Here is a 25681-nt window from a genome sequence, read left to right on the forward strand (position 1 = left end):
CGATTCGTTAATAACGCCCCATTCTCTAGAAACAGTGGGGCGGGTGCTTTGGACACAACCCGCGACGGTGGGGAACTTCCACCGTTTCGGCTAGTGTGTCAGGTAGCCATCATCAGGCGGTTATATGCTTTCGAGAGTGTCGGTAAGTGACTGTAAGTCCTTTATCAATATTTCTTGAGTTTCTTCTGTGGCATTTTCAACCTTTGAGATAAACTCAATTAATTTATCTAACTGAGTTTTAGCCCTAATTAACTTGTGCCATTCAATGTAGTAATCCCAGGTTGGATCTGGTTCTGGAATGTTTGGAGTTTTAGTCATATTAAAAATATTCCTTTGACGTTTCTTGAATTTTTAACAAGTCATTTCGTTCGAGTAATTCCAATATGCTCGAAGCCAGAAAAGAACGATCGTAGTGAGGAATGCCACTTCCAGAAAGCGCTGCAAGCAAAATTTTGATTTCTGCTTCTAACTCTGTATCTATTTTCAAAAATTCAAAAATTGCAAGCATACATCTTGCATAAGCTCTTACTTCTTTGTGGGTTAATTTTCCAGAATCATCATTACTGGCAATTCGATTCAGAATAATTTTTAGCCCTTTAGTATCACCATCAAAGCCAAACATCAAACTTCTGGCTCTCCTAGAAACTTCACAGCCCCCGCAAAAATTTCTAATCTTTTAGTTTCATCAAGTTCATAATCGGTCATGCAAATTATTGGGTAATCCTGATTGCTGTATCTTAATTTCATGTACCGGATATACATATCTGGATAACCAAAAGCCCCAGGAATAATCTGCTCTTTAAGCGCTAGAGTTTGCTCGGTAGGCGGAAATGCTTTAGAAGAGAAACCATGCTTGTTTTCTCTATCTAAATCGTAATAAGTAATGAATTTTATGTTTTTGGTCATGTTTTTGTGATATTTTTTACAAGTCCTGTTTCAAGTGTTTGGATCGATTAATCAGTTGCGATCGCGCTGCATGAGGAACGCGATCGCAAAAGAATTTTGAGCTATCCTTGGGTAACTTCCTGGGGTTGCGGCTGCGGGTCGAAAACTACTTCAAACTTCCCGCTGCCACGACGCAGAAGGCTCACATAAGCATCGGCATCGGAGCGTTTGCGAAATCGGCAGTTACAAACATTTTCACCAGTGGACAGGCGCTCAAAAATTGCCCACTGCCTCAATTCATCGGGGTAATTCATAATCTAAAATCCAATTTTGTAAAAAAGACCAGCACAAATGTTACCAGTCACGCTGGCGCAACCATATATATTCAGGGGTGTTGTAGTTAGGGTGTTTATTCCATAGGCAATGTCTCCGTGTCTAAAAGACTGCGGCCCCAACGCACTTGATTAGTCAGCGCTTCGATTAATCCCTCTCTGTCGTGCATTGGCAAAGAACTGTTGATTTGATGACCTACTACATAGATTTCTTCGCGGCAGCTCCCCGGTGCTTGATCGCAAAGTTGAATCGCGATCGCACTAATTAAAAACAGCTTCTCGCGTTTGGTCATCTGCTCAAATGTAGGCCCGTACTCCTGTTGGAGCGATTCCAGCAAGGAACCGTCGTTTAAGGTGTAACTAGTAAAATGTCCGATTGGCTTTGACAATTGCTAAAATCTCCTCAATGCAAATAAATATCGTAAACTTGGCGATCGCTCCAGTTCAGGGATGGTAGGCGATCGCCTTTTCAATTAGTCTTCCTCCTCCTCCTCGTCCTCCATATCCGTCGTAATTACGATATTCACCTTGAATCCAGTGGTGTTTAATGCTTTGTCTAGTTTGGTTACTTGGTGGATATCTCTAATGAAAAATTCCTCACGGTCAATATCTTTGATGGCTATCTCTGCCTCTGGCTGGAAGCCTTGCAGTTTTTCAATCAGATATTTGACCTTCATTTCATCTCCTCCTCCTCGTCCTCCTCTGCCTTACTGCCGACGAGGATATTCAAGCCTTTGGCTTCAGACTTGAAATCAACGATCTCAAATTCTTGATCGTCGGCAGCAATTTTTATAGTTACCACCGTTGCACCGGGGTAGTCTTTCAGGACATCAATCAATTCTTGGACTGTGGTTGTCATCTTGTTTCCTGGGTTGTTAGGTGTGCAGACATCAAAATATCACCGCGCAGACAACGCGTGTTTGCGCTCGGTTCTCTGGTGATTAGGGTGTTTCCGCGCCGGGGCTTATGCAGTGGTGCGGGTGCTTGCTCCATATAGTCCTCACGGGCACGGTGGCAAATGTGGGGAGGGAGCTAAAAATAGTTTTCTATGTGAGAAACTAATGTTATGTTAATCATACAGAAAACCTCCTGTCAACAGTTTTCTATATGAGAATTAGTTTTCTGTATGTAAAATGGGTTTACCATATATGAACAAAAAGCATGGCGAGACCAAAGAAGCTGGCAGACGACGCGAAGAATGTGTCCCTATTCCTGAGTCAGAAGGACTGGGAGCTATTCGAGACGAGGGCGAAAACGATGGGATTGAGCAGGGCAGACTTGGTAGCGAAGATAGCGAGGGGGGACATCCCGCTAGGTCAGCCGTCTTCCTCACTGGAGAAGGCGATATTGGAAAAGTATTAGAGCGACTTGAGTTATTGGAGCAAGGTTTCAAATTCTATGTTGGTTCTCATCGGCAGCGTCTTGAAGCTCGACTTGATGAAAACAAAAAATTTGTAGACTCATTTGACGAAGGAATGAGACAGATCAAAGCAGAGCTTTACAACATAGCTGCTCAGTCGCTCGAAAAACCTGAAGAACCTGAATAAAACCGTCCTGCCTTTGAGGTATGGGCGGTTTTGTTTTGCGTAGCTTGCCGCCGCAGGCATCGCGGGGTTGGGGGGTGGGGTGCGATCGCGGTTGACTAACGACCAATGACTAATAACCAATGTATGAATTTTTCAGAATTAGCAATTGGACAAGACTTTCATTTTCCTGAGTGCAGCACAGAAAGCTACTGCAAGATTAGCTCGAATCAAGCGCTACTTAATAGTCCTTACAGCTGGCACATTGCGGACATTAAGCCAAAAAGCCAAGTTTGTCCTACTGAATACAATCGCCCAACATCTTGCCCTATATGGGAAAAGAAATTTTTGACCCATATTGAGCAACTTGAAGTTGAATATGGTTTCTTCGAGTATTGAGCGATCGCGGCGGGGTTGGGGGGTGGGGTGCGATCGCAGTTGACCAATGACTTATGACAAATGACCAATATCTGGAAACTTTCAAATTTGACACGTCGGTTACTTTTTCAAAAAAAACCATTAAAGCCACCGTTGAGCTGGATCTGGTGGCGTCGTTATTCCTTGCTAATGACCAATGACTAAATCAAAAATCACATCAAAAGTAGTCAGAGCTAGAAGCCTTGCCGTCTATGAGCTAGAGAAATTTTTCGACTATATCCGCACTATTGACCCAGAACTCGACCCCAGTCAAGCAATCGTGTTAACAGCATACGTCTTGAGCGATCTCCCAAACTTATTTCGACAAAATCCTGAGTTAGTCGGTCGCATACAAGAGACAGCAACCAAACTCAAACTTAAAAACCATGAACAGAACCGAACATCTTGATTGGGCGAAACAGCGAGCCAATGAATACCTCGACATGGGATTTATAAGTTTAGCGTGGCAATCTTTGTGTGCCGACCTGATGAAACATAACGAGCTTATAAACCACCCAGGACTTGCAATTGGAATGCAAAAGCTGAACCTCGGACATCTCAAAACAGAGTCAGCAATGCGGAAGTTTATCAATGACTTTTCGTAGCTCGTAACTGAGCGAAAAAACCAAAAAGCCACCAGAAGATTTCGCGATCGTGGTGGCTCCTTGAAAAATCACTAATAGTATTATGCCAGAAAATTCACTTAAAAATTCGCTTCCGTGGACGGAAGCACACGAAGCATTCTGCTATCAACACCATATTCCACCCGCCGCAAAAATACTTTGGCAGTGGCTCATCAGGCAAGGACAAATTGCAAGTGAAATAGAACCAGATTTATCAGAATTTAATGCCTGGGTAGCAAAAAGCAGAGGGAAACCATACGCTCATAATTACCTCAAAAAGATATTTGAAATACTGGTATCATGCCGCGTTTTACAAGTAATCAAACAATATTCTTGGAAGATAACCAAGTTACTTGTAAGACCATTGTCATGGTTAAATCCACCCAAGAAGCCGCGAGAAAAAAAGTTATATAACCATAACTCTAGTTACGATTCTGCTACCTCAAATGATACTAATGCCGAACCGGGGGTTAACAGCAGCAGCAATAGTATTACTCTTACTACCATCGATTTTGTGGAGATGGAAAGGAGACATGACATACTTACAGCTTGTGCTGAGTACGAAATATACTTTGACCCGAAGAAGCGAACAACTGGACAACTTTTTCAGTTTGATATTGAAGATGTCCGATTAGCTCTTAAGCACTTTGCTCGTCGTGGTGGAAATCAAGCAATTAACAATCCTCAAGGATGGTTAATCAACTGCTTGCATAACTGTTATTGGAAAGACGAAACGCTTAAATTATCTGAATTTTTACTTGCTTTAAAATCTTGGTTCCCCAGTAAGCTCCCAAGGGATTACTAGGGGATAACTGCATAAAAAAACTGCTTCCTCCTGGAAGCAGCGGACATAATAACCAGTTTGATTATGAACCAACCCACACTTTTTGATTTAGAAGCTTTCACTAAGCAAGATAATCCCGTTTACACTTACGATCCGTTTTGGGATGAACTTGCCCCCCAAAATAGTCATAGTGTTGGGGGGCAAATCTCAGACTCGGAATCTCCGTGTAAAAGTGTTGGGGAGCAAGTTGTAACTGATACTCAAAAATCTGCCCCCCAACACGATACCCACTGGATTGAGGAATACTGGGTCGAGAGATGCTCTATTAAATACTGGTATTACCGTTACTGCTGGATGCAAGGCCGAAAGATCCATCGGCTTTATTTGGGTAGCGTTAATAGTGCGATCGCAAGATCCAAAAAAGCAGATGTAGAGCTTGCGATTAGCGATGGGCAGTCACCCCAGGAGATTGAAGAGTTAATTCGCTCCTGGCGTGGGAGAGCGCGATCGCAGTCCTGAATTTTCGCAGTTCATCCCAGCGGCGGCTATTGGTCGAGCCAGTGCGGCTGTGTTGATTGGGGTGAAATTCTGCGATTCTGTTTTCCACAAAAGAGTCGATGGCCCGTAAAATCATCTGTCGATCCATTACTAGACCAGAGTCGATTGCATAGGCGTATTCTAAAATTTCTTCTGCAAGTGCGACTGGTACGCGGATTGATTGAGTTTTACCGTGATTCCAAGCTGGTTGCCAGCTGGTGCGATTTTTTCCCGGCTTTAGCATTACCATTACCTTGAAAGGCCTGTTTCAAGGCAGGATACAGCGTTTTTTAAACTTATGCAATCATTTGAAAACCGGCGATCGCCAGTTTTCACTACCCTGCTCCCTGCTCCCCATTCCCTCTTCCCCAATATCCAATGTCCAGACCAAAAAATAATAACTTCCGTCTTTCCCTAAGCGAAGACAAAACAGTTGTACAGTTGACTGTTAGCGCGTCGTCACGGGAAAAAGCAATTGAATTATATGAAAAGCTTGAACAAGCGATACTTGAAATGATGCGAGCTGATTTAGAACTTGACTGGCAAGAAGACAACCCAGACAGCCAATAATGAATAGTGTCAAGCATTCTCAATAAGGAGAAGCTGTGCTGCGGGCCACCAAGAGTGGGCTGAAAGCATTGATTTATCGTGAAAAAGTGCTTAAAAGCAAATTTTTTATTGGGAGTGAATTTCATTAAGCCTTCAATTCTCAATAAAAAGCGATCACACAAATAGGATAAAGTGCGATCGTGCAAGTAAATCCAATGCAGTGGAATAGGTGTTATCAACCCAGTCCAGCTTATCCGCCCTGGCTGTGATTTGTCACAGATTTGGATAGACCCGATCCACTTCATCCCATGCCTGATTGGTCAGATTCTCCAATGCCATCGCCAAGTACACAGGATGATCGTAATGTCCGTGCTGCAAGCGCTCGAAGAAGATTTCGATTTGGAGGAATAGGAGGTTGGGGTTCATAGAGTTGCGATCGCGCCCTCAAGGTCTTGGTCGTTGACATCGATGTAAACCGCCAACATCTTCAAATCCGCATATCCCAACAACTTTTGAATAATTCGCAACGACACACCGTTACGAGCCAAATGGGTTACAAAACTCCGGCGGCTGGAATGAGTGCTAAGTCCCCGGCTCTCCAAGCCAGCTTTTTGTACAGCTTCCCGAAACACCATATCCGCATATCTGAGGGTGATGTGCTTAGGGACTTCCCCTTCGGTGTAATCCCTTTTGGAAGGAAATAGCCATTGTGAATCTGGATCTTCTGGAGTATATGCTTTCAAAACTTCATAAAGGGTTGGGTGTACTGGCACTTGTCGAGTTTTCTGAACTTTCTTTTTACCACCTACAGCCTTACGAGTCCGCGCACGAAAAGTAATCAGTTTAAGTGGGTTGCTCTCAGCATCGTAAAGATCCGCAACTTTCATTTGCACTAATGCCCCCCAGCGTTCGCCAGTAAACCATGCTAAGTCTAAAAGTAATTTGTATTTTTGACTTTGGATGTGATTACGGATTCGAGAATATTCTTTGGCCGTAAAAACAGCCGCTTGTCCATTGCGGTTATTTTTCATAAAATTATTTTGATGTTATGGCTTCCGGATTAACCATTGTGAGGTGTTAATCTGGAAGTTTTTATTTTTCAGGTATTACCTAAACACGCCTCAATCGTAATCACTGCAATAGTTGCACGTCGTCAGTGAAACTTCCGGTTTTACATAAAAGTGGAACATTTACATTATTTTGATTAGTTCATACAACGGATTTATTCACATCATCAAAAATCTGTTTTATGGAACCAACTTTAGCCCAAGTTTTTGGAACAGGTACGACACGGCTAGCAAGTGGAGCAACAACACCAAGCGCAGGGCTGTTTATTCCTGATTCAGCATTACAGGCATCAGGTTTAGCAACTCCAACGACCGCGACAGCAGAAGGTCATTTAGTCGCAGTTGTAGTTAACGCCAAAAGTTATCTCACTCAAACCAACTTTGATGCAAATATTGACCAGTCTTTAATCGTTACAGACGGATTTTCAAGTTTTACCACAAGGGGAACTAATAACACCCCATATAGGCAAGATCAATTAACTTTGAGCCTTGCAAAAATTGACACAAATTCAACAATTGACCCGGATAATTACTAATGTCAGGATGTGGCGTATCGGGTACTTGGAATTTAATAACTCGACTGTATAACACTGGAAACCGCGACTATACAGAAACTTATCCTGGCTTTGCAGACGACAATCCGATTCTGGTTAGCGCAAGTCCAACCATGAATTTGATTTCGTCGTGTGATGGAAGAATTTTTCTTGCAAACTGGGGCAATGGTTATATTGTCTCCAAATCGTTCGTTCCCAATCCGAGCGAGAAATATGACTGTGTTAACGGCGCTTGCATAAAAAAATCTGTATATAGCACCCCAGGGATTTACCAATCACTATCCGATTGTGAAGTTGCTTGCGGCACTGGCTGTAGTGGTCAGTGCATCAGCAATTCTGATTGGGCGCAGATTGAAGGTTTATCTAATCAATTAAAAAATAGGAATTGCGGCTAAATATATGAGTATGTCTAGCGTAATTGGGAGTATGCAATCAGCGCTCGATTGCGCTGGCAAGTGCGACTGCTGCCAGAATTTGCAATCACAAATTAATGCACTAAAGCAACAAATTGCTAATATCAAAACAGTTGATGAGTTGTCGCTAAAAAATTCTATAAAAGCTTCATTACAACCGGATATTGCTACAGCCGCAGCAGCAGCAGGGGTAGTTATAAGTAATAAGCTACAACCGCAAGTCAATAGTGCTATAGAGCAATCGAAACAGGCTCTAGAGAGGCTTTTTAAAGTAGAAAAAACTGCTGATAATGGTCTAGCTCAAGCACTGAAGACTGCACAAGATCGTGGCGCTGATAGAGCGGAAATTGCAAGAATTGCTCAACAGGCTTATCAGGCTGAAAAAACAGCAAATAATGCAACAAATGCCGCTGGTACTTCGACAAAGATAGCCAACAATGCATTTGATACAGCAGGCAATGCACAAAAGAAAGCTGCGCTGCTGGAAAAGCAATCGGCCGATGCCTTCAGGCGACTGAACCAAGTAGAAGATATCGCAGCCAGCGCTGCACGAGAATCATCTTTGTCAAAGGGATTAGCTAATCAAGCTGTCACAAAGTCGGGGCAGGCAATTTCGGAATCGGCGAAAGCCACAAATGCTGTTATCAACGCTGCTACTGAAGCGACAGGATTAAGGCAGATAGTAAATGGTGTCGGTTCTCGAATTGATGGGTTAGGTAGGGCAATCGGCGTACTAGAATCAAAAACCGCTACTGCCGTAGCGAATGCTGCAAAAGCAATCGGTATAAGCTCAGAAGCGTTAGCGGCGACAGGCAGATTAGCAGGTAGAGTACTTGAATTATTCCAGGTTATCGGCACGATATTTACCATAATTGAGCAACTACAAACACTAGTTATTCTTGGCGATCGCATTGACGCAGTAGAAAACGGTGTAGTGGCTCTTGGCAATGACCTATCCCGTGTTCTTGGCAAACTCCTGGGACTTCAAAACCGGATCGGTAACAACGAAACTACAATCGCACAAGTGAAAAATATCGCCCTTGATGCCAAAGGTATTGGTGAGGCGGCGAATTTAAAGGCAGGGGCAGCACAGGTGACATCTGCTAGGGCCCAAGGCATAGCTGAAAGTGCTTTAGGCAATGCTAAACAAGCGCAACTGACAGCTGACGGTGCAGTTCGTAATGCTGCAACAGCAAATGAAAATGCCACCACAGCCTACAAACAAGGCATCAAAGCAGAAGGAATTGGGCAGCAGGCTGCAAAACTCGGTGGTCAAGCATTGCAAAAGGCAGGTGAAGCGTTGGCGCTCGCAACTACTGTAATCGCCACGGTTCAGTTAGTCAAAGGACTGCAAGGACTGAGAGGCCCCAAGGGTGACAAAGGCGATCGGGGTCTGCCGGGATTACCTGGCAGAAATGGCACGAACGGCACGAACGGACAGAACGGTATCACTACTGTTGTACAAGTGCAGTTACCCGGCATTCCTGGTAGAGATGGGCGAAATGGTATTAACGGTAGAAATGGTTTCCCTGGCAGAGATGGTAAGGACGGGAAGGATATGGGACAAGCAGAAGTATTTGAATTAAAGGCATTTATCGCCGCACAACATCAACAAACGCAGGGTGTATTGGGAAGTGCAATAGCGGGTATTAAAGCATCAGTAAATACTGGTTTTGCTACTGTGGTCAGCGCTTCAAGTGCTGTTGTGAATGGCGCAAATTTAGCACTGTTAAACGTCATCAACAATAAGTTAGGTCAACAGGTAACAGGTGGAATTAGTGGATTAGTCACAGCCGTTGCTGAAAATACATACATTGAAAAAGCCCTGGCGGTTTTAACTTTTGCAACAACGGTACACAATGCGCTAATGCTGTCCTCCAATCTCGGTCAAACGTTATTCATGATTATTGACCAAGTAACAGCATTTATCCTGCCGAAAGGACTTGATGGAACGCCAATAAGCATTAGTAATGTACTTGGAAAGGCTGTACACGAAGTCATTGTCAGCACCGTAGGAGAGGCAACAGCAGCTCAAATACAACAAAAGTGGGATCAAGCTAACCGTATTTACCAGGCTGCACTAAACATCCATAACCAAGTGCTAGGACTTGGAGGTATTTTAACTGCGGGTTTAGAGGTGATCGGCGGGAATGTTGGCAAAATCGGTAACGCACTTCGCAAGGGTGGAGTACTTCTTGAAAATGCCTACAGTTATATGAATCCTCAGCCAAATTTGAAAGGAAAATTCTTTAATCAAATGAATCTCGTTGGTGAGAATTTGCAAGCAATCGCCCTAGTCACTGCAATTCCTATTGCTTTGGCCGCCGCAAAGGACGGCGTTGATAGTAGCGTCGCCGACCTGAAGCGAGAGATATCACAAATAGACCCCACAGACGCGCAAGGACATCCACTTCACAACGCCAATGGCACAGTAATTCATTACAAGCCCGGCCTAGATGTTCCCGATCCTGCTGTAGTCAAAGCTGAGGGCGATCAAGCAAAAGCTGATTCCACTAATTTCTTACAGCTAGTGCTTGACGACATTTTCGATGGGGGTGATTAAAAATGTCCGACATAATACCAAAGCCACCTCCAGAAAATTCCTTGCCTGATAACTTCGATCCTTTTGAGCATTTGCAAAAAATTTATATACCTCAACACAATGCATTAGTAAAACAATACTTTAGTGATTTAGGCGATGATTGGAAACCTAACATTGCTTCTGCTAGAAGTGCTTTAAGGGTTGCTTGCACAATGGTGGACAACGACAATCAATTAATAATGAGTTTGCGCCATCATTTATTATTTGATTTGTTAGGCTATGGAAGAAAAAACTTAGCTACATTTTATGGCAGTAGTTTAGATACTGCGCTGCCTGTTTCAGGGCATCCACAATTGTTTTTATACTTTTCGCAAGATTCTCAAGCAGTTCCAGCAAACGGCAAGCGCTTAGACCATGAAAAATCATGTAGATTAACTCGCTACGCTTGTAAATCTGGTCAAGCTTTACCAGCTATTACAAAAGCTAATTTGTTAGACATTGCTAGAGAAATTAAAACTCAATTTGTAAAAGGCAAAAAAGGAATTGTTTACACTTCGGGAAAAATAGCGGTAAGTTACACCGATCCGGCAAATGGATTTCCGAGAGGTGGTCGCTGGCTAGTTAATTCCAAGGCTGAAGCAATGACCCTTTATCAAAAACTATGCAATGTTATTGACCAACCGTTTGACATTAATAAAATCAATGTCATTACCCCAGAAAAAGACAGTACCACCCAAACATCAACCCAAACTAACACTGTATTAGGTAAGCAGTACAAGGAACCTGTATATAGACCAATAACTAACCTGCGATTCCGTAAAGCTTATGTTGCTTTTGGAGGTTCTGTACCGCCAATTTTTCTGATAGACACTACTTATAGGAATACAGCACTAATTACGTAAATTACTTAGAGATGTTTTGATGTTCCAGGATATAGGGAAATGTATAACATTTCCAAGTCACGGAACACTGTTTAGACCGTGTTAGGTATTGATTAATCAATTGCTACATAAATTTTGAACTTAGTTTATGGCTACAAGAGTTGCAGGAGTTGAAAATGTACCTCACGTTGTTGGTACAGGAGAAAATAGGGTTTTATTGGTTCTGCCAGATGTCTACTCTACCTTTGGGACATCTTTAGGAGTAACAAAGCTTGTAGGCGACCCACCCACCGGCGTTCCCTCTACAACGGTTGGCCGCGCAGTGGCCGATGGATTAATTCGCAAAATCAAAGTTTCATATATTGGTGCAAACACAAAGCGTAAAACCGCAACATTAATTGTTGCTGGTGATAAAGCTATGCAAGCTCGTGCATCTTTGGTTGGCGCTACTTTCAATAATTTCAAAATTAAAACCGCTTACTACCCGACAAGAATTCAACTTGGGTAATGTATGCCCAAACTGCAAAAGTATTTTATTACCGATGCGGCATTCGATAAGCTCTACTTTAAATCAACATCTGGGCTTTACTACAGCATCGGTAGTGGCATAACTGGTATTTATCCAGCCGCCGATAACGAATTCGACAAACCAGAAGTTTCAGTCAAAAACCTTTTACACTCAGGTGTGTTAATTCGCCTTAGTGCAACCGTTTTGATAAACGGTAAAAGGCGTTCATTGAACTTGCTTTGTAATAAGTTAGTTTTCCCAAATATCTTAGATACTGCATTGGGAAAATCATTCTCTATTACTAATGGAGCTTCTGGTGAAATCAAATCACTTAATCAACGTATGAGACAAATTTCTAGAGGATAAAATGGCAAAGTTAGACAAGTTCGTTGCAACTGTTGGCACTGTAAAGTATGCGTTTCGCGCTCCGGCTGGGCTGTACGTTGGAGCAATTGCCACAGAAACAGGTATCGCTGCTGCTGGAGATACCGATGAGGATTTACCAGAATACACAGTCAAGGCACTTTTAAGAAAAGGTATATTGCGCCGAGTCAGCGCTATTACCAAGACTTCTGCTGGTAAACCCAGCCGATTGAAATTGCTTTGCACTAGCGCCAAATTAGCTACCATTCTGGATGCTCTCAAGGGAGATCCCTACACCATTACTGGTGGCGGTACTGGCACAATTCAAAGCGTTGGCTTTAGCCTGCGTGTTGTCTCTCGTGGCTAATTGGGAGTTGGTTGGGGAATTGATTGTCACTAATCAATGGCAGTCTTTCCCCGGTGAAGTTGTAGCAGATACGTTTCGCGTGATTACGACGATTCAAAATTTGGATGATTGGAATAAATGGAAGTTTAAAAGCAGTGCGTATTTGAGATTTTATTATCCAGATGGCAGTGCTTCACGTAATAGTTACATTAAGGTAATTGATATTCCTACAGTTTACAATCTCCCTGTTCCTAATAATTTGCGAGAGCAAGGATACGTAATTAGAACTCCTCAAGTTATCCGAGCTTCGCGATACTTACCTTTTACTCCTGAGCAAAATTTCGCTCAGTGGAATTTCAAGATTGAGGCTTTAATTTAATGCTTAACAATCCCTCTGATTCATCGAATGACTCTGCTATTCCATTCGATAAATGTACAAATGATGAAAAGAGTTTAAATACCAATGGAACTCTTTTGTTAGATGCTAATGCCAACAGAAGTTATGCGATTTTTGTCAATAATTCCAGCATTGATATCACTTTAGTTCTTGGGGAGTCGTCCAACGCGGTCAAGAACAAAGGAATCATTATCAAACCGCGAGGTGGAAGTTACGAGATTAATAAAAATAATCTCTACACTGGCAAGATTTCTGCTGTTGCGGCAAGTAATTGTAAGCTTTCATTTGTGGAGTGTAGCTATTAATGGCTCTTTGGAATCCTACTACTGTTAACTCTGCTACTAGTGGTGTGGCTACGCCTACGAGCGTGCCTGTTAGCACTACGATGCAAACTGTAATTGCGGATAATCCCAATCGCAAAGGTGCAACTATTTGGAATTATAGTAATGCTCCTTTATGCATCGATTTTGGTAGTTCAGCGTCCAAGACTGTTTTTGCTTACAGAATTGGCGCCGGTGGATATTACGAAATTCCCTTTGGATACACTGGGATTGTTTCCGGCGTTTGGGATGATACTGGACTGATTTTAGGTACTAGTGGTAAGGCTTTAGTTCGAGAATTGATTTAGCAATATGAAATTTGATGCTAGTGCTGCCAGCTTTCTACTAGCTTTTATTGGTGCCTTATCTGGGTGGATAGCCTGGTGGCACAATAAACTAAAGTTTGAGAAACAGCAGGCTACTCAAATTGCTGTAGCTGCTGCTGAAAAAGCCCTTAATGATAAGCGAAATTTCGATCATCTTGTCAGGAACCAAGCAGAGATTTCAAAAAATATCGCTTACGGCTTCCAAGATATTGAGAACCAAATCGCCGATCAAAATAATGAACTCAGGGAGATTAAAGCTTGGTTAATCCGTTGCAAGCCTGGTGAGTAACCCTCTGGGGATTCGTTAAAAACTCTTCCCCATCCTGAATTTCTAATAGAAAATGGTAGAATCTTCGAGCATAACCTTCTCTTCGATCGCGTTTAAAAGCTCTAACAAAACTATCGGCTAAAACTTCTGGCGTCCACGGTGCTTGAGCGACAATCACTTCCGCAATGGCAATACTCATCTGGGTGTCGTCGGTGTAGCTGCCAGGATTGAGTCGAAAACGCGGATGTTCAACGTATCGACTCAAATCGTTGTTAGCGATCGCTTCGTCTGCATATTCAAAACCTGCACCGTAGGCATCTGCGATCGCTAACTCTAGCAGCATAAGGAAAGAGTATTAAATTAAAAACGGACGCGCCAGAAAAAAGCTAGAAACTGATTTAGCATCTACCGGCTCTCCCTCCAGAATAGCTTTTTCTAATTCTTCAGGAGTCATAAACACAGTTTCGATATCTTCGTCTCCATCTTGTGGTGGTGGTGTCTCCAGCTTTTCTAAATCTCGTGCCAGAAAAGCATAGATAATTTCATCAGAATAACCAGGAGCTAGGAAAAATTCGCCTAATTTGTCCCATTTTTGGGCACTATAGCCAGTTTCTTCGGCAATTTCACGTTGTATTGTTTCTAAAGGCTCTTCTTTTCCTTCCAATGTCCCCGCCGGAAATTCTAATATCCGTCCCTGAATTGCAAAACGATACTGGCGCACCAGTATAAGTTTACCTTCCGCTGTCACTGGTACAGCTAGGGCACCGCCAGGGTGACGAATACATTCCCATTCTCCTTCCGATTTATTCGGCAAACGCAAGCGATTAACTTCAAAATCAAACTTGCGTCCTTTATGAAACAGGCGTTGTCTTAGCAGTTGTGGTAATTCTCTACCTAATGGCATAGTAAAATCTGATTATCTGTGAATACAGAGGCAAAATCAGTGTTCTTCTGCTTTTAAGGATGGTAATTTTAATTGTCCATCCATAAATGTACATCAGAACAGTCTACCTCTTTCAGCAGCTCTTTAATCACACACCCGGAAACTGGTTCTATCCAATCTGGGGCAATTTCTGCCAGTGGGACTAACACAAAGGCGCGATCCCGCATTCGTGGATGGGGAATCTGGAGATTTGGTGTGTCCAAAATAATGTCATCATATAATAACAAATCCAAATCTAGGGTTCGTGGCCCCCAATGTTCCTGACGCACGCGCCCAAATTGTTGTTCAATTTCTAACAAAATTTCTAATAACTGCTGGGGAAGTATTTCTACCTGCAATATGACGCAGCCGTTGAGGTAATCTGGTTGTGGTGGCCCGACAGCTTTGGTTTGATACCAATGGGATCTGGCTTCTAAAACAATACCTGGCGTTTGGGCTAAAGCCTCTATAGCTGCTGATAAAATTGTTTGAGAATCGCCAATATTACTACCAAGAGCAACGGCGCTTCGTCTTAGCTCTGCTTCGTCGTAGCCCGATGTGGACATTATACTTTCCTGAAATAAGCCGTTTTCGGGCTGTCTTTGCGGATGGTTGTCAATAGCTTTTATATTCGCAGTATTTATCAAAACTGCAACATTTTTTACAAAACTAAATTAACTAAATTTAAAAAACATTATTTTCTAGTGAATTCAGTTAATTATTTATAGGATATTATACTAACACAATGGTAGTGCTATAACCCCAAAGTTGATTGATGGTGGTTATAATTACTTACTACTTTGAGCGAGGAACTGACGTGGGGAAGCTTACCTCCTGGTTCAAGCGAAGACCGACTAATTTGAGTGACTCTGGACGAGGAGGAACGAATGAGAGCTTACCACCAGCACATCTGGCGCAGACGAGGCAGTTACTGAGCAAAATGAAAATTTTACCATCTAGGATGAGGGTCAATCGGTCAACTGGCGCTAGACCACTCTATCGCCGCTTCTGGTTTTGGGCAGGTTTAGGTATTGGTGGTGGGATAGCTGCCTCGATCTACGGCATCAGTTTAATAGATCGGACTTTGCCAGATCAGTCCGAGTTGAATGCTGTGTTGCGAGAGCAAACACTGACCATTAAAGCTGCTGATGGCACAATATTACAACAACAAGGTGAAACGGCCAGAGAACAGCTACAGCTAGAACAAATACCAGATAATTTAAAAAAAGCTTTTATCGCCTCAGAAGATAGAAGATTTAGGCAACACAATGGAGTCGATCCGCAAGGGATTGTCAGAGCGAGTTTGAATAATTTGCGATCGCAAGGTGTGGTAGAAGGTGGTAGCACCATCACCCAACAGCTAACGCGGATTCTCTTTTTGAAACAAGAGCAGACAATCTGGCGCAAACTTAAGGAAGTCCGCCTTGCCCAAAAAATGGAGCAAGAATTAACCAAAGATCAGATTTTAGAACGTTACCTAAATCTGGTTTATTTGGGATCTGGAGCTTATGGTGTGGCAGATGCATCCTGGGTATATTTTAGTAAAACGCCAGACCAGCTTTCCCTTGCGGAAATGGCAACGATTGCGGGATTAGCTCCTGCTCCTAGTTTATACGCCCCAGACAAAAATCCCGAAGCGGCGAAACGGCGGCGGAACTTGGTATTGCAACGGATGCAAGAAGATAAAGTAATTACACCAGAGCAAAGGCAAGCAGCCGTTCAGGAGCCATTAACCCTCAAAAGCAGTTCACCCAAGCGACTGGAAATAGAATCACCCTACTTTACCAGCTACATCCAAAAAGAATTGCCGAAGTACGTCTCTCCTGATGTGCTAAAAAGTGGGGGTTTAGTAGTAGAAACCACGTTGAACCCAAGTTGGCAGAAGGTGGCAGAAGAGGCAGTTGCAAAAACATTGCGAAATCAAGGACGCTGGGAAAACTTTAAGCAAGCGGCAATGGTGGCTATAGACCCCCGAAATGGTGAAATTAAGGCAATGGTGGGGGGAAAAGACTTTGGTAAAAACCAGTTTAATCGAGTTACCCAAGCACAACGGCAGCCAGGATCGACATTTAAAGGGTTTGTATATGCCACTGCGATCGCTACCGGTAAAAGCCCCTACGATAGCTACGAGGATGCGCCCTTTGTCGTAGACGGCTATGAACCGAAAAACTATAGTGAAAACTTCCGGGGTTCAATGAACATCCGAGATGCCCTCACCCGCTCTGTTAATATTGTTGCGGTCAAGGTGTTGATTGATGTGGGATTTACACCAACGATTAAACTTGCCCATGATATGGGGATAAAATCTGAACTCAAGCCCACCTACTCCTTGGCTCTTGGTTCAAATGAAGTCAATCTGCTAGAGTTGACCAGCGCTTATGGCAGTTTTGCGACTCAGGGATTGCACGCAGAATCTCATGGTATTACCCGCATCCTCAACCGCCAAGGCAAAGTCATCTGGTCAGCGAATTTCAAGTCAAAACGCGCCCTGGATGCTGACAGTGCCGCCATCATGACTTGGATGCTACGCAACGTCGTCGAAGCGGGAACTGGTGGTGCTGCTCAATTAGATAATAGACCAGTTGCCGGCAAAACCGGCACCTCCGACGAAGCCCGCGATTTATGGTTTATTGGCTACATTCCTCAGATGGTAACAGGGGTATGGCTAGGTAACGATGACAACCGCCCCACTTATGGTAGTAGTAGTAGTGCCGCTTACACTTGGCACGAATTTATGGAAAAAGCGGTAGACGGGATGCCTGTTGAAAAGTTTCCCAAACGACCCAAGTTAGAAGGTCGCAAAGGCACTATCAAAGCCCAATCCATCAAGCCTAAACAAGTGCTGAATCGTTCTATTGCCTCTAAAGATGATGATGACTCAGAAGGGGAAAGTGCGAGAAATTCTAATTCTGAGGAGAGTGGTTCATCTAGGAGACGTAGAAGAAGAAGAAGCTATTCTCAAGAAACACAGCAAGCAAGCGATTATACCCCAAGACGGAGAAGGCGCGATCGCAGCGAATCAAGTTCTAGTAACTCCTCTTCAGAATCATTTACTCCACGGCGACGCTCTAGAAGAGTAGAATCTGATTCACCCCCGCGTCGAAGAAGTCGGCGAGAGTCGTCTCCCGAAAATAGTTCTGGTTCTTCTGGTTCTTCATCGTCACAACCATCTTGGCGGGATAGACTTAGACCTTCTCAACAGTAATCGCAAGTGGGCATTGTTAATACTATGCACTTTTAGTCAACCAGACTCAATCTCAGAAGTCAAAAGATAAAAACGCCCAGTTAAAAGCACTGCACCCATAAGTAGCCCTAGTATTAAACCCAACCATAAACCTATAGCACCCCAGCCGAAAGTGAATGCCATCAGATAGCCCCCGCCTAGACCTACTATCCAGTAAGCGAACATAGTAATTAACACTGGCACTTTGGTATCTTTCAAGCCGATTAAAGCACCAGCAGCAATAGTCTGAATAGAATAAAATATTTGGACTATTGCCCCGGCAGCGAGGAAAGAAGTTGACGTTTTAACTATCTCGATATTATCTAAATTACTGGTGTCCAAATACATTGCCACAATATAGTTGGGAAATAGCCAAAAAATCAGTGCCACAATACTTACAAAAGGAGTAACAAGCGCAATGCAGACTAATCCGGCTGTGCTTGCACCCTTGAGATCGTTTTGTCCCCTCAACTGTCCTACTCTCATCGTGACGGCATAGGAAATACCTATAGACACTGTTTCGACAAAACTTTCTGTCTCGACGGTAATTTCATGTGCTGCTAACGTCTCTGTTCCAAACCATCCCATCATTAAAGCAATGGCAGTAAATACTCCAATTTCTGCTCCATACTGCAACCCCAAAAACCACCCAGTTTGGAAGATATCTATAAACATATCTTTATCGAACTGATGCAAAGCACAATCAAGCTGATAGTCTTTAAAGTAGTTATCAAAGCAAATCCAACTGGCGACAGCGATAAAATTTAGCCAAAAAATGAGTGTGCTTCCCCAACCGATACCGGCTAAACCAAGGGCTGGTAAACCAAATTTACCGAACATTAGCACGTAATTAGCAACCGCATTTAATAATAGTCCAGCTACCGTAATTACTGTTAAAAATTTGGGTCGATTGAGGGCAGAGCTAACTTCTTTTAAGATACAAAAACCGAGTGCGGCCGGAAAACCCCAAACAATAGACCGCAAATATGTTTGAGCTAATAATACATTGCTTTCTTCTTGACCAGTCAGCAGCAGGATATAGTCAAAGTGCCAAATGATAAACATTACAGGTAAGCACATCGTCACGGCTAACCAAATTCCTTGACCGGTAGCACGGCTCACTTGGTCTATCTTTCCTGCACCAAAAGCATTGGCGACACTTACACCCGCGGCTGAAAGAACAGAACGACAAACGGAAGCTAAGGTAGAAAAGGTAACAGCACCTAAAGCACCCGCAGCTAAAGCTTGGCTGTTAAGTAAGCCCATCATCACCCCATCCAATAGAGGAATGCCCGCTTCTAATATTTGAGTAATTACCAAAGGAACTGCTAATTGCAGGCAGGCTTGAACTTCTAATATCAGTTCTGACTTAAATTCTTTTGAGGTTAACTCCATTGGGGCGCTAAAAAAGCAATACTGAATACATTAAGATATATTAACGCCATAGGTGTAATCAACTCAAGCTATTAGCGATCGCCTGACTCAAAGAGAAATGTCTATAGTCATACTCTGTTTCTAAACTAAACTGTTTAGTTTGCACTTGTTGACAGCTTCGCCAGCTCTACGCCAACTAAACTAATACTGCACTGGTAAACAGCAAGTAGTAAGACTCTTTTCAATGTATATCTTTTACTAATGTACTGAAGTTAGTTTTTAAGGATTGCCCAAAGGGCAGTGCGCGAGAGCGCAATCACTCGTTTTTTGTCCACTCTCACAAAATCGCGTTGCTCCCATATAAAGTTTATTCGTGGCTAACAGGTAAAATAACTTTATTCTCTGAAAAATGAGGTAGAAAATTAACTTGTGAAGCGTATCGTCGAATTTCCTCTCGAAAACGGAGACTCAATTCTTGTAGAAGTAGATGAGCCTGGGCTAACTGATGATCGTATTGGTCTGCGAGACGATATTATTCAAAAAGCTCAAAAAACTTTTGAATCTGCTCTGGAACAAGTAAAGCCCATAGCAAATGTCATTATGACTAAAGTAAATAGTCTCAATCAGCCTGCGGATGAGGTGGAAATCAAGTTTGGCATCAAAATGAGTGCAGAGCTTGGAGCAGTGATTGCTTCTGGGAATGGCGAAGTTAATTATGAAGTGACTTTGAAGTGGAAACGGGAGCCATAAGATGGCCACACCCCTGGAGTTATCAGTCGTCAGGATTTACTCAAACAGTGGCAAAGTTGTTGGTGCTGGCTTTTTAGTTTCCCAAAAATATATCCTTACATGTGCCCATGTGGTAGCAGATGCTTTAGGAATTGCTAGAAACACTGCCGAAATAATCAATGCAGAAGTCCGTTTGGATTTTCCTTTATTGGCAGCTAAAGAGTTTTTGACCGCCAGGGTAGTATTCTGGCGGCCTGTTAACCCTAATGAGTTTGCGGAAGATATTGCAGGGCTGGAGTTAGAAAGCTCTCTTCCTGGTGCGGCTCATCCAGCACGATTGGTAGCATCAGAGGAATTATGGGGGCATTCTTTCCGAGTTTTGGGTTTTCCAAAAAACCAACCCAATGGGGTTTGGGCTACTGGACAAATCAGGGCTGGACTTGCAAATGGTTGGGTACAACTGGAGGATGTGAAACAACAAGGTTATGCATTAGAGCCTGGTTTCAGTGGTGCGCCGATATGGGATGAGCAGTTACAGGGTGTAGCAGGCATAGCAGTAGCGGCGGAAATGGAGCGAACAGCAGCTAAAGCAGCGTTTATTATTCCCACACAAGTGCTGATTACAGCATGGTCAGACTTGGTTGAGCAAGCTCTTTCTTTAGAAAAAATGCAGCAACAGCCAAAAGTGAAACGAGCCAATGACAGTGCTAGAGTTTTTATTAGCTATCGCAGCCAAGATCCAGATTTAACGTTGGCCCAGCAGTTTTATGAAGCAATAAAAGCGGCTGGGCATGAAGCATTTATGGCGGGGGAGAGTATACGGTTAGGCGAAAACTGGCCTGAACGCATAGATAGAGAATTGGAACAGTCTGATTACTTTCTGCTGCTCTTATCTCCTAAATCTGCAACTAGTGAAATGGTCACAGAAGAAGTCAGGCGTGCCAAGCAGTTGCAAGATTTAAATCCCGAAAAGAAACCTATAATTTTACCTATCCGTGTGAACTTTCCTTTGGATTCGCCATTAAATTATGATTTACGGGGTTATTTGCAAAGAATTCAACAACGAGAGTGGAAATCATCTGCTGATACAGTCAAGATTTCGCAAGAAATTTTGACAATTCTAGCCGGAGGTCATGAGGCTAACTATACAGAGGATGAGTTGACAACAGCAGTTGCGGTAGAAAATTTGGAAGAACCTCCTTTGCCAGTAGCAGAACCAGAATTACCAGAGGGTCAGGTAGATATGGCTTCTGCTTTTTATATAGAACGCCCTCTTATTGAAGAACACTGCTACGAGGCTATTTTAAAGCCTGGTTCTTTGATTCGGATTAAAGCGCCTCGACAGATGGGTAAAACTTCCTTAATGGCACGGATTCTTCATCAAGCTTCACAACAAAACTCTCTAGCCGTATCTTTGAGTTTTCAATTAGCAGATAGTAAAGTGTTCCCAGACTTAGATAAATTTTTACGCTGGTTCTGTGCTAGCGTTACTCGGAAACTAAGAATACCAAATCGATTAGCGGATTACTGGGACGAGATTTTTGGTAGCAAAGATAACTGTACAGCTTATTTTGAGGAGTATCTTCTAGCAGAAATCGATCGACCCCTAGCATTGGGTTTGGATGAAGTCGATTTAGTATATCAACACCCTGAAATTGCCGCAGACTTTTTTGGACTCCTGCGTGCTTGGCATGAAGATGCAAAAAATCGGGATATCTGGAAGAAATTGCGATTAGTAGTGGTGCATTCAACAGAAGTTTATATCCCAATGAATATCAATCAATCACCATTCAATGTGGGACTTTCGATTGAGTTGCCAGAGTTTAATGCTGAACAAGTCCAAGATTTGGCACGTAGGCATGGGCTAAATTGGAGGTCTTCAGAAATTGAACAATTGATGAATATGGTGGGAGGTCATCCTTATTTAGTGCGAGTAGCACTCTATCGCATTGCGCGCCAAGAGATCGCACTGGAACAGTTATTACAAGTTGCTCCTACAGATGCCGGGCCTTTTGGTGACCATTTGCACCGACATTGGTGGAATCTAAAACAACATCCTGAGCTAGCAAGGGCAATGAAACAAATTGTTGCAAAAAACACACCAATACAGCTAGAGCCAATAGAAGCCTTTAAATTAAAAAGTATGGGTTTGGTCGATCTGGAAAATAATTATGTAATACCTAGATTTAATTTATATCGGCAATATTTCCGCGATCGCGCGGCTTCTCTGTAATCGAAATCTCATACATCTACATTTCATTGATGAACGCAGAACAAAACCCAGCTTACGAATATCAAGTCGGAGGAAGTTTGCCAATTAATGCTCCTACTTATGTAGTAAGGCAAGCGGATGAAGACCTCTATGAAAGGTTGAAAGCAGGGGAGTTTTGCTATGTGTTGAACTCGCGCCAAATGGGTAAATCTAGCTTGCGGGTGCAAGTAATGCAACGATTACAAGCGGAAGGTATTGCCTGTGCAGTAATTGACTTAACTAGAATTGGTAACCAGCAAGTAACGGCAGATCAATGGTATGCAGGGATTGTCCGCATTCTTGTCAGCAGTTTTAATCTGTCTGAAAAGTTTAACTTGCGGAGTTGGTGGCGCGATCGCGATTATCTTTCTCCAGTGCAACGGTTGAGTGATTTTATTGAAGAGATACTACTGGTGGAGATTGATAAACCCATTGTCATTTTTATAGATGAAATTGATTGTGTCCTCAACCTGAAGAAGATTGTTGGAACTGATGATTTTTTTGCTTTTATCCGAAACTGTCATAACCAACGTGCTGATAAAACGCAATACACCCGTCTGACTTTTACACTCTTAGGGGTAGCAACACCTTCAGATCTGATTGAAGATAAAAAGCGCACCCCCTTTAATATTGGCAAAGCAGTTGAATTAAGCGGCTTTACGCTAGTAGAAGTAAAACCATTAGGAACCGGATTTGTAGGCAAAATAGATAATCCGCAGTTGGTATTAAAAGAAATTTTAGATTGGACAGGTGGACAACCATTTCTCACTCAAAAAGTATGCCAACTGATACTAAAAGATTTAATTAATTTACTGCATAATTCAAGCTCATCAATAAACGAAATAAATATTAGAGAGTGGATAGAAAATGTTATCAATGATAAAATAATTAAGAATTGGGAATTTCAAGATGAACCAGAACATTTACGTACAGTACGTGACCGGATTATGCATAATCAAACTCAAGCAAGTATGTTGCTAGGGTTGGTTCAAGAAATTTTAGATAAAGGAGAATTATCTGGTAATGATAGTGATGAGCAAATAGAATTAAGATTATCTGGATTAGTAGTACAACACGACAGTAATTTAAAAATTTATAATCGCATTTATAAATCTATTTTTAATCAAGAATGGGTAAAAAAACAATTAGCTAAATTGCGTCCATACTCTGAATCTTTTCAGGCGTGGTTAGATTCTAATTGCCAAGATGAATCGCGCCTTTTGCGAGGTAAAGCATTAGAAGATGCTTTAAATTGGAGAGAAGGCAAAAGTTTGAGCAGTCAAGATTATGATTTTTTAACTGCTAGCCAAGAGCAAGAACAACGCGATATTCAAGAAAGGCTGGAAGCCGCCAAAGCGAAAGAATACAAAGCAAGAATTAAAGTTGAAAGGCAGAGAACTCTATTAGCGATCGGATCTGCTATTGTAATTGCATCAATCGCTATAATTGCAGGATATCAGTGGGGAGAAGCAGATAAAGGACAGATAAAGGCACTTATAACTGCATCTACAGCAAAATTTACTGAAAATCAATATTCATTTGATGCATTAATAGATGCCTTAAAAGCAGCAAGTTTGCTCCAGCATTCTCTCTTTGTCAAAAATACGCCTGAAGTTCAAATGCAAGTGATGGAAGCAGTTAGCAATGCAGTTTATGGAGTTAGAGAAAGTAACCGTCTAGAAAAACATCAAGACCTAATTAGACGTATCAAGTTCAGTCCAGATGGTAAAAGCTTTGTGACTGCTAGCTATGATGGTACTGCGAAGCTTTGGAAGTTAGGTGAGAAAGAACCTTTAACATTAAAAACCTATAAAAGTTATGTTGTTGATGTCAGTTTTAGTCCTAACGATCGGAGGATTGCTACTGCTAGCCGAGACGGAATTGTAGATATTTGGGATAGTGAAGGTAAGCATATTTCAAATCTTAAACATACTGTAGCAACTTCAAATGAAAATAAAGATATTCTCTGGAGCGTTGACTTTAGTCAGGATGGTCAGATAATTGCTACAACAGGTGGCGACACCACTATCAAGCTTTGGAAGCTAGATGGTAGTCTTTGGAAAACTTTAAAGGACGATACGAATGGACATACACAAGAAGTCCGTAATGTTAGCTTCAGTCCTGATGGTCAGAAGATTGCCTCCGCTAGCCCTGATGGTACAGTTAAACTTTGGGACATTCAAGGTAATTTAATTGATACATTAAATGGTCATAAAGGAAAATCAGTTTTAAATGTAAGTTTTAGCCCTAATGGTCAAACTCTCGTTTCTACCAGTAGTGATAATACAGCTATTATTTGGGATGTAAACAAGAAAACTCAGCTAGCTCAACTGCAAGGGCATACAAAACCAGTGAAAAATGTTGCCTTCAGCCCCGATGGTAAAACTATTGCCACTTCTAGCGATGATGGAACTATTAAATTATGGAGTAGCCATAATTACCAATTGCTAGACACTTTTGAAGGGCATAGAGGTCCCGTTAATGGTATTAGTTTCCACCCTCAAGGACATATTTTAGCATCTGCTGGTGATGACAAAACAGTTAGGCTTTGGCGTATAAATCCTTTGCGAATAACTTTGAATGAACATGATGCCATTTACAGCATTGATATTAATCCCAAGAAAGAGATTATTGCGACTGGTAGCGGAGATGGAGTTATAAACCTATGGAATTTCCAAGGAGAACCACTAAAAAGTATTAAAGCTCAGAAATCGGGTATCGCTAGCGTTACTTTTAGTCCAGATGGTAACACCATTGCTAGTAGTAGCCCAGATATGACTGTTAGGAGATTCAATTTACTAGGACAAGAACTAAATCCAACACTTAGAGGACATAAAGACTCTGTTAATAGTATTAGTTTTAGCCCTAATGGAGAAATAATTGCTTCTGCTAGTCTTGACAGAACTGTGAAACTTTGGGATAGAGAAGGAAAACCTTTGAAAAGTTTGTCAGGTAATACACAGTTTTTCAGTGTTAACTTTAGTCGAAATGGTGAGACCATTGCCGCAGCTGGACGAGATAAAAAAATTCAATTTTGGAAGCGTAATGGAAGTCCTCTATATACGTGGAATGTAGATGAATCACCTCTTAATAAATCAACTGTAAATACTACTATTTATAAAGTTATATATAGTCCGATTGGAAGCACAATTATTACTTCTAACGAAGATAATACTGTAAAGTTCTTGAGTCCAAATAGTGGTGTTATCAAGTCTTTGAAAAGTCATACAGCTGGGGTTTGGGGATTGGATGTTAGCCGCGACGGTCGAATGATTGCTAGTGGTAGCGATGATCGTACTGTAAAAATATGGACTATGGATGGGAAATTAATTACAACTCTTACAGGTCACAAGGGTAGCGTAAACTCTGTTAAATTTACCCCTGACAATAAAAAGCTTGCTACCGCTAGTTCTGATAAAAAAATTTTGGTGTGGGATGTACAAGATATGAATTTCGACAAATACATAGAGCGTGGATGTAATTGGTTGAGTGATTATCTAAAAACTAATGATGAGCGAGACGATTTAAAAAATGTGTGCAAATGAAA

At 42.1% G+C, this 25681-nt stretch carries 35 protein-coding genes; 21 read left to right on the top strand and 14 right to left on the bottom strand.

Annotated features, from left to right (window positions below):
- Positions 1-120 precede the first annotated feature (120 nt).
- The 7 genes from RMY64_RS19215 to RMY64_RS19245 form a co-directional block, all read right to left on the bottom strand.
- Positions 121-318, bottom strand: coding sequence for a hypothetical protein (locus RMY64_RS19215; protein ID WP_322674647.1), 198 nt, complete (start codon positions 316-318; stop codon positions 121-123).
- A gap of 1 nt (position 319) precedes the next feature.
- Positions 320-625 carry a hypothetical protein gene (locus RMY64_RS19220; RefSeq protein WP_322700862.1) on the bottom strand — a complete coding sequence of 102 codons (306 nt, stop codon included), beginning with the start codon at positions 623-625 and terminating at the stop codon, positions 320-322.
- Entirely contained in the window at positions 622-906 is a 285-nt protein-coding gene (locus RMY64_RS19225) for a hypothetical protein (RefSeq protein WP_322674649.1), read from the bottom strand. The genes RMY64_RS19220 and RMY64_RS19225 overlap by 4 nt, the downstream gene beginning before the upstream one ends.
- Before the next feature lie 101 nt (positions 907-1007).
- Positions 1008-1199, bottom strand: coding sequence for a hypothetical protein (locus tag RMY64_RS19230; protein ID WP_322674650.1), 192 nt, complete (start codon positions 1197-1199; stop codon positions 1008-1010).
- Positions 1200-1294: 95 nt separating this feature from the next.
- Entirely contained in the window at positions 1295-1606 is a 312-nt protein-coding gene (locus RMY64_RS19235) for a hypothetical protein (RefSeq protein ID WP_322674651.1), read from the bottom strand.
- 84 nt (positions 1607-1690) lie between these two features.
- Positions 1691-1894, bottom strand: a complete 204-nt coding sequence (locus RMY64_RS19240) for a hypothetical protein (RefSeq protein ID WP_322674652.1) — start codon at positions 1892-1894, stop codon at positions 1691-1693.
- Positions 1891-2076: a hypothetical protein gene (locus tag RMY64_RS19245; RefSeq protein ID WP_322700863.1), complete on the bottom strand. Its 186-nt coding sequence runs from the start codon at positions 2074-2076 to the stop codon at positions 1891-1893. Before RMY64_RS19245 ends, RMY64_RS19240 begins: the two co-directional genes overlap by 4 nt.
- Before the next feature lie 289 nt (positions 2077-2365).
- Between RMY64_RS19245 and RMY64_RS19250 the strand changes: the two genes are divergently transcribed.
- Entirely contained in the window at positions 2366-2764 is a 399-nt protein-coding gene (locus RMY64_RS19250; RefSeq protein ID WP_322674654.1) for a hypothetical protein, read from the top strand.
- 304 nt (positions 2765-3068) lie between these two features.
- On the opposite strand, the gene RMY64_RS19255 is transcribed toward RMY64_RS19250, so the two are convergent.
- The gene (locus RMY64_RS19255) at positions 3069-3233 is read right to left on the bottom strand and encodes a hypothetical protein (RefSeq protein WP_322674655.1); all 165 of its coding nucleotides are present in this window, start codon (positions 3231-3233) and stop codon (positions 3069-3071) included.
- Between the two features lie 81 nt (positions 3234-3314).
- On the opposite strand from RMY64_RS19255, the gene RMY64_RS19260 reads away from it, so the two are divergent.
- The 4 genes from RMY64_RS19260 to RMY64_RS19275 all read left to right on the top strand — a co-directional run bounded on the left by RMY64_RS19260 (position 3315) and on the right by RMY64_RS19275 (position 5083).
- Positions 3315-3566 carry a hypothetical protein gene (locus RMY64_RS19260; protein ID WP_322674656.1) on the top strand — a complete coding sequence of 84 codons (252 nt, stop codon included), beginning with the start codon at positions 3315-3317 and terminating at the stop codon, positions 3564-3566.
- The gene (locus tag RMY64_RS19265; protein ID WP_322674657.1) at positions 3544-3762 is read left to right on the top strand and encodes a hypothetical protein; all 219 of its coding nucleotides are present in this window, start codon (positions 3544-3546) and stop codon (positions 3760-3762) included. Before RMY64_RS19260 ends, RMY64_RS19265 begins: the two co-directional genes overlap by 23 nt.
- Before the next feature lie 82 nt (positions 3763-3844).
- Positions 3845-4585, top strand: coding sequence for a hypothetical protein (locus RMY64_RS19270; protein WP_322674658.1), 741 nt, complete (start codon positions 3845-3847; stop codon positions 4583-4585).
- Positions 4586-4648: 63 nt separating this feature from the next.
- The gene (locus RMY64_RS19275; protein WP_322674659.1) at positions 4649-5083 is read left to right on the top strand and encodes a DUF4102 domain-containing protein; all 435 of its coding nucleotides are present in this window, start codon (positions 4649-4651) and stop codon (positions 5081-5083) included.
- Here the strand turns inward: RMY64_RS19275 and RMY64_RS19280 are convergent.
- The gene (locus tag RMY64_RS19280) at positions 5007-5345 is read right to left on the bottom strand and encodes a hypothetical protein (RefSeq protein ID WP_322674660.1); all 339 of its coding nucleotides are present in this window, start codon (positions 5343-5345) and stop codon (positions 5007-5009) included. The two genes, RMY64_RS19275 and RMY64_RS19280, sit on opposite strands and share 77 nt — an antisense overlap.
- Positions 5346-5479: 134 nt before the next feature.
- Between RMY64_RS19280 and RMY64_RS19285 the strand changes: the two genes are divergently transcribed.
- Positions 5480-5671, top strand: coding sequence for a hypothetical protein (locus tag RMY64_RS19285; RefSeq protein WP_322674661.1), 192 nt, complete (start codon positions 5480-5482; stop codon positions 5669-5671).
- 401 nt (positions 5672-6072) lie between these two features.
- Here RMY64_RS19285 and RMY64_RS19290 read toward each other — a convergent pair whose 3' ends face one another.
- On the bottom strand, positions 6073-6681 hold the full coding sequence (locus RMY64_RS19290) for a tyrosine-type recombinase/integrase (RefSeq protein WP_322700864.1): 609 nt from the start codon (positions 6679-6681) through the stop codon (positions 6073-6075).
- A gap of 218 nt (positions 6682-6899) precedes the next feature.
- Between RMY64_RS19290 and RMY64_RS19295 the strand changes: the two genes are divergently transcribed.
- The 11 genes from RMY64_RS19295 (at position 6900) to RMY64_RS19345 (ending at position 13656) form a co-directional block, all read left to right on the top strand.
- On the top strand, positions 6900-7253 hold the full coding sequence (locus RMY64_RS19295; RefSeq protein WP_322700865.1) for a hypothetical protein: 354 nt from the start codon (positions 6900-6902) through the stop codon (positions 7251-7253).
- The gene (locus tag RMY64_RS19300) at positions 7253-7666 is read left to right on the top strand and encodes a hypothetical protein (protein ID WP_322700866.1); all 414 of its coding nucleotides are present in this window, start codon (positions 7253-7255) and stop codon (positions 7664-7666) included. The genes RMY64_RS19295 and RMY64_RS19300 overlap by 1 nt, the downstream gene beginning before the upstream one ends.
- Positions 7667-7697: 31 nt before the next feature.
- Complete coding sequence (locus tag RMY64_RS19305) at positions 7698-10247, top strand: hypothetical protein (protein ID WP_322700867.1); 2550 nt, start codon at positions 7698-7700, stop codon at positions 10245-10247.
- A 2-nt stretch (positions 10248-10249) separates the two neighbouring features.
- Entirely contained in the window at positions 10250-11128 is an 879-nt protein-coding gene (locus RMY64_RS19310) for a hypothetical protein (RefSeq protein ID WP_322700868.1), read from the top strand.
- 127 nt (positions 11129-11255) lie between these two features.
- A complete protein-coding gene (locus RMY64_RS19315) occupies positions 11256-11615 on the top strand; it encodes a hypothetical protein (protein ID WP_322674667.1) in 360 nt (119 codons plus the stop codon).
- 3 nt (positions 11616-11618) lie between these two features.
- Positions 11619-11981, top strand: a complete 363-nt coding sequence (locus RMY64_RS19320) for a hypothetical protein (RefSeq protein WP_322700869.1) — start codon at positions 11619-11621, stop codon at positions 11979-11981.
- 1 nt (position 11982) lies between these two features.
- Positions 11983-12345, top strand: a complete 363-nt coding sequence (locus RMY64_RS19325) for a hypothetical protein (protein ID WP_322700870.1) — start codon at positions 11983-11985, stop codon at positions 12343-12345.
- The gene (locus RMY64_RS19330) at positions 12338-12703 is read left to right on the top strand and encodes a hypothetical protein (protein WP_322700871.1); all 366 of its coding nucleotides are present in this window, start codon (positions 12338-12340) and stop codon (positions 12701-12703) included. The genes RMY64_RS19325 and RMY64_RS19330 overlap by 8 nt, the downstream gene beginning before the upstream one ends.
- Entirely contained in the window at positions 12703-13026 is a 324-nt protein-coding gene (locus RMY64_RS19335; RefSeq protein WP_322700872.1) for a hypothetical protein, read from the top strand. The genes RMY64_RS19330 and RMY64_RS19335 overlap by 1 nt, the downstream gene beginning before the upstream one ends.
- Complete coding sequence (locus tag RMY64_RS19340) at positions 13026-13349, top strand: hypothetical protein (protein WP_322700873.1); 324 nt, start codon at positions 13026-13028, stop codon at positions 13347-13349. Before RMY64_RS19335 ends, RMY64_RS19340 begins: the two co-directional genes overlap by 1 nt.
- A gap of 4 nt (positions 13350-13353) precedes the next feature.
- On the top strand, positions 13354-13656 hold the full coding sequence (locus RMY64_RS19345) for a hypothetical protein (protein WP_322674673.1): 303 nt from the start codon (positions 13354-13356) through the stop codon (positions 13654-13656).
- Here RMY64_RS19345 and RMY64_RS19350 read toward each other — a convergent pair.
- The 3 genes from RMY64_RS19350 to folK all read right to left on the bottom strand — a co-directional run bounded on the left by RMY64_RS19350 (position 13619) and on the right by folK (position 15123).
- Entirely contained in the window at positions 13619-13978 is a 360-nt protein-coding gene (locus RMY64_RS19350; RefSeq protein WP_322674674.1) for an ADP-ribosylglycohydrolase family protein, read from the bottom strand. The two genes, RMY64_RS19345 and RMY64_RS19350, sit on opposite strands and share 38 nt — an antisense overlap.
- 12 nt (positions 13979-13990) lie before the next feature.
- Entirely contained in the window at positions 13991-14539 is a 549-nt protein-coding gene (locus RMY64_RS19355; protein WP_322674675.1) for an NUDIX hydrolase, read from the bottom strand.
- A 68-nt stretch (positions 14540-14607) separates the two neighbouring features.
- Positions 14608-15123 carry a 2-amino-4-hydroxy-6-hydroxymethyldihydropteridine diphosphokinase gene (gene folK / locus RMY64_RS19360; protein WP_322682342.1) on the bottom strand — a complete coding sequence of 172 codons (516 nt, stop codon included), beginning with the start codon at positions 15121-15123 and terminating at the stop codon, positions 14608-14610.
- Between the two features lie 251 nt (positions 15124-15374).
- Here folK and RMY64_RS19365 point away from each other — a divergent pair, with 251 nt between their 5' ends.
- The gene (locus tag RMY64_RS19365; RefSeq protein ID WP_322700887.1) at positions 15375-17762 is read left to right on the top strand and encodes a penicillin-binding protein 1A; all 2388 of its coding nucleotides are present in this window, start codon (positions 15375-15377) and stop codon (positions 17760-17762) included.
- Between the two features lie 36 nt (positions 17763-17798).
- Here the strand turns inward: RMY64_RS19365 and RMY64_RS19370 are convergent, their stop codons facing one another.
- Positions 17799-19175 (bottom strand): MATE family efflux transporter, encoded by a 1377-nt coding sequence (locus RMY64_RS19370; RefSeq protein ID WP_322700874.1) that lies wholly within the window; start codon positions 19173-19175, stop codon positions 17799-17801.
- Positions 19176-19583: 408 nt separating this feature from the next.
- Between RMY64_RS19370 and RMY64_RS19375 the strand changes: the two genes are divergently transcribed.
- From RMY64_RS19375 to RMY64_RS19385, 3 genes are read left to right on the top strand one after another with little or no spacing between them, the layout of a single operon-like run.
- A complete protein-coding gene (locus RMY64_RS19375; protein WP_322674678.1) occupies positions 19584-19904 on the top strand; it encodes a CU044_2847 family protein in 321 nt (106 codons plus the stop codon).
- A 1-nt stretch (position 19905) separates the two neighbouring features.
- Positions 19906-22116, top strand: a complete 2211-nt coding sequence (locus RMY64_RS19380; RefSeq protein ID WP_322700875.1) for an AAA-like domain-containing protein — start codon at positions 19906-19908, stop codon at positions 22114-22116.
- Positions 22117-22145: 29 nt separating this feature from the next.
- Positions 22146-25679 (top strand): AAA-like domain-containing protein, encoded by a 3534-nt coding sequence (locus tag RMY64_RS19385; protein WP_322700876.1) that lies wholly within the window; start codon positions 22146-22148, stop codon positions 25677-25679.
- Positions 25680-25681 lie beyond the last annotated feature (2 nt).

The organism is Nostoc sp. DedQUE08 (assembly GCF_034530895.1).
Classification (GTDB): Bacteria; Cyanobacteriota; Cyanobacteriia; order Cyanobacteriales; family Nostocaceae; genus Nostoc.

Coding starts and splice junctions, on each gene's coding strand:
- RMY64_RS19215 (WP_322674647.1), bottom strand. CDS start 318: ATGACTAAAACTCCAAACATTCCAGAACCAGATCCAACCTGGGATTAC.
- RMY64_RS19225 (WP_322674649.1), bottom strand. CDS start 906: ATGACCAAAAACATAAAATTCATTACTTATTACGATTTAGATAGAGAA.
- RMY64_RS19230 (WP_322674650.1), bottom strand. CDS start 1,199: ATGAATTACCCCGATGAATTGAGGCAGTGGGCAATTTTTGAGCGCCTG.
- RMY64_RS19240 (WP_322674652.1), bottom strand. CDS start 1,894: ATGAAGGTCAAATATCTGATTGAAAAACTGCAAGGCTTCCAGCCAGAG.
- RMY64_RS19245 (WP_322700863.1), bottom strand. CDS start 2,076: ATGACAACCACAGTCCAAGAATTGATTGATGTCCTGAAAGACTACCCC.
- RMY64_RS19250 (WP_322674654.1), top strand. CDS start 2,366: ATGAACAAAAAGCATGGCGAGACCAAAGAAGCTGGCAGACGACGCGAA.
- RMY64_RS19260 (WP_322674656.1), top strand. CDS start 3,315: ATGACTAAATCAAAAATCACATCAAAAGTAGTCAGAGCTAGAAGCCTT.
- RMY64_RS19265 (WP_322674657.1), top strand. CDS start 3,544: ATGAACAGAACCGAACATCTTGATTGGGCGAAACAGCGAGCCAATGAA.
- RMY64_RS19270 (WP_322674658.1), top strand. CDS start 3,845: ATGCCAGAAAATTCACTTAAAAATTCGCTTCCGTGGACGGAAGCACAC.
- RMY64_RS19275 (WP_322674659.1), top strand. CDS start 4,649: ATGAACCAACCCACACTTTTTGATTTAGAAGCTTTCACTAAGCAAGAT.
- RMY64_RS19280 (WP_322674660.1), bottom strand. CDS start 5,345: ATGCTAAAGCCGGGAAAAAATCGCACCAGCTGGCAACCAGCTTGGAAT.
- RMY64_RS19285 (WP_322674661.1), top strand. CDS start 5,480: ATGTCCAGACCAAAAAATAATAACTTCCGTCTTTCCCTAAGCGAAGAC.
- RMY64_RS19290 (WP_322700864.1), bottom strand. CDS start 6,681: ATGAAAAATAACCGCAATGGACAAGCGGCTGTTTTTACGGCCAAAGAA.
- RMY64_RS19295 (WP_322700865.1), top strand. CDS start 6,900: ATGGAACCAACTTTAGCCCAAGTTTTTGGAACAGGTACGACACGGCTA.
- RMY64_RS19300 (WP_322700866.1), top strand. CDS start 7,253: ATGTCAGGATGTGGCGTATCGGGTACTTGGAATTTAATAACTCGACTG.
- RMY64_RS19305 (WP_322700867.1), top strand. CDS start 7,698: ATGCAATCAGCGCTCGATTGCGCTGGCAAGTGCGACTGCTGCCAGAAT.
- RMY64_RS19310 (WP_322700868.1), top strand. CDS start 10,250: ATGTCCGACATAATACCAAAGCCACCTCCAGAAAATTCCTTGCCTGAT.
- RMY64_RS19315 (WP_322674667.1), top strand. CDS start 11,256: ATGGCTACAAGAGTTGCAGGAGTTGAAAATGTACCTCACGTTGTTGGT.
- RMY64_RS19320 (WP_322700869.1), top strand. CDS start 11,619: ATGCCCAAACTGCAAAAGTATTTTATTACCGATGCGGCATTCGATAAG.
- RMY64_RS19325 (WP_322700870.1), top strand. CDS start 11,983: ATGGCAAAGTTAGACAAGTTCGTTGCAACTGTTGGCACTGTAAAGTAT.
- RMY64_RS19335 (WP_322700872.1), top strand. CDS start 12,703: ATGCTTAACAATCCCTCTGATTCATCGAATGACTCTGCTATTCCATTC.
- RMY64_RS19340 (WP_322700873.1), top strand. CDS start 13,026: ATGGCTCTTTGGAATCCTACTACTGTTAACTCTGCTACTAGTGGTGTG.
- RMY64_RS19345 (WP_322674673.1), top strand. CDS start 13,354: ATGAAATTTGATGCTAGTGCTGCCAGCTTTCTACTAGCTTTTATTGGT.
- RMY64_RS19350 (WP_322674674.1), bottom strand. CDS start 13,978: ATGCTGCTAGAGTTAGCGATCGCAGATGCCTACGGTGCAGGTTTTGAA.
- RMY64_RS19355 (WP_322674675.1), bottom strand. CDS start 14,539: ATGCCATTAGGTAGAGAATTACCACAACTGCTAAGACAACGCCTGTTT.
- folK (WP_322682342.1), bottom strand. CDS start 15,123: ATGTCCACATCGGGCTACGACGAAGCAGAGCTAAGACGAAGCGCCGTT.
- RMY64_RS19370 (WP_322700874.1), bottom strand. CDS start 19,175: ATGGAGTTAACCTCAAAAGAATTTAAGTCAGAACTGATATTAGAAGTT.
- RMY64_RS19380 (WP_322700875.1), top strand. CDS start 19,906: ATGGCCACACCCCTGGAGTTATCAGTCGTCAGGATTTACTCAAACAGT.
- RMY64_RS19385 (WP_322700876.1), top strand. CDS start 22,146: ATGAACGCAGAACAAAACCCAGCTTACGAATATCAAGTCGGAGGAAGT.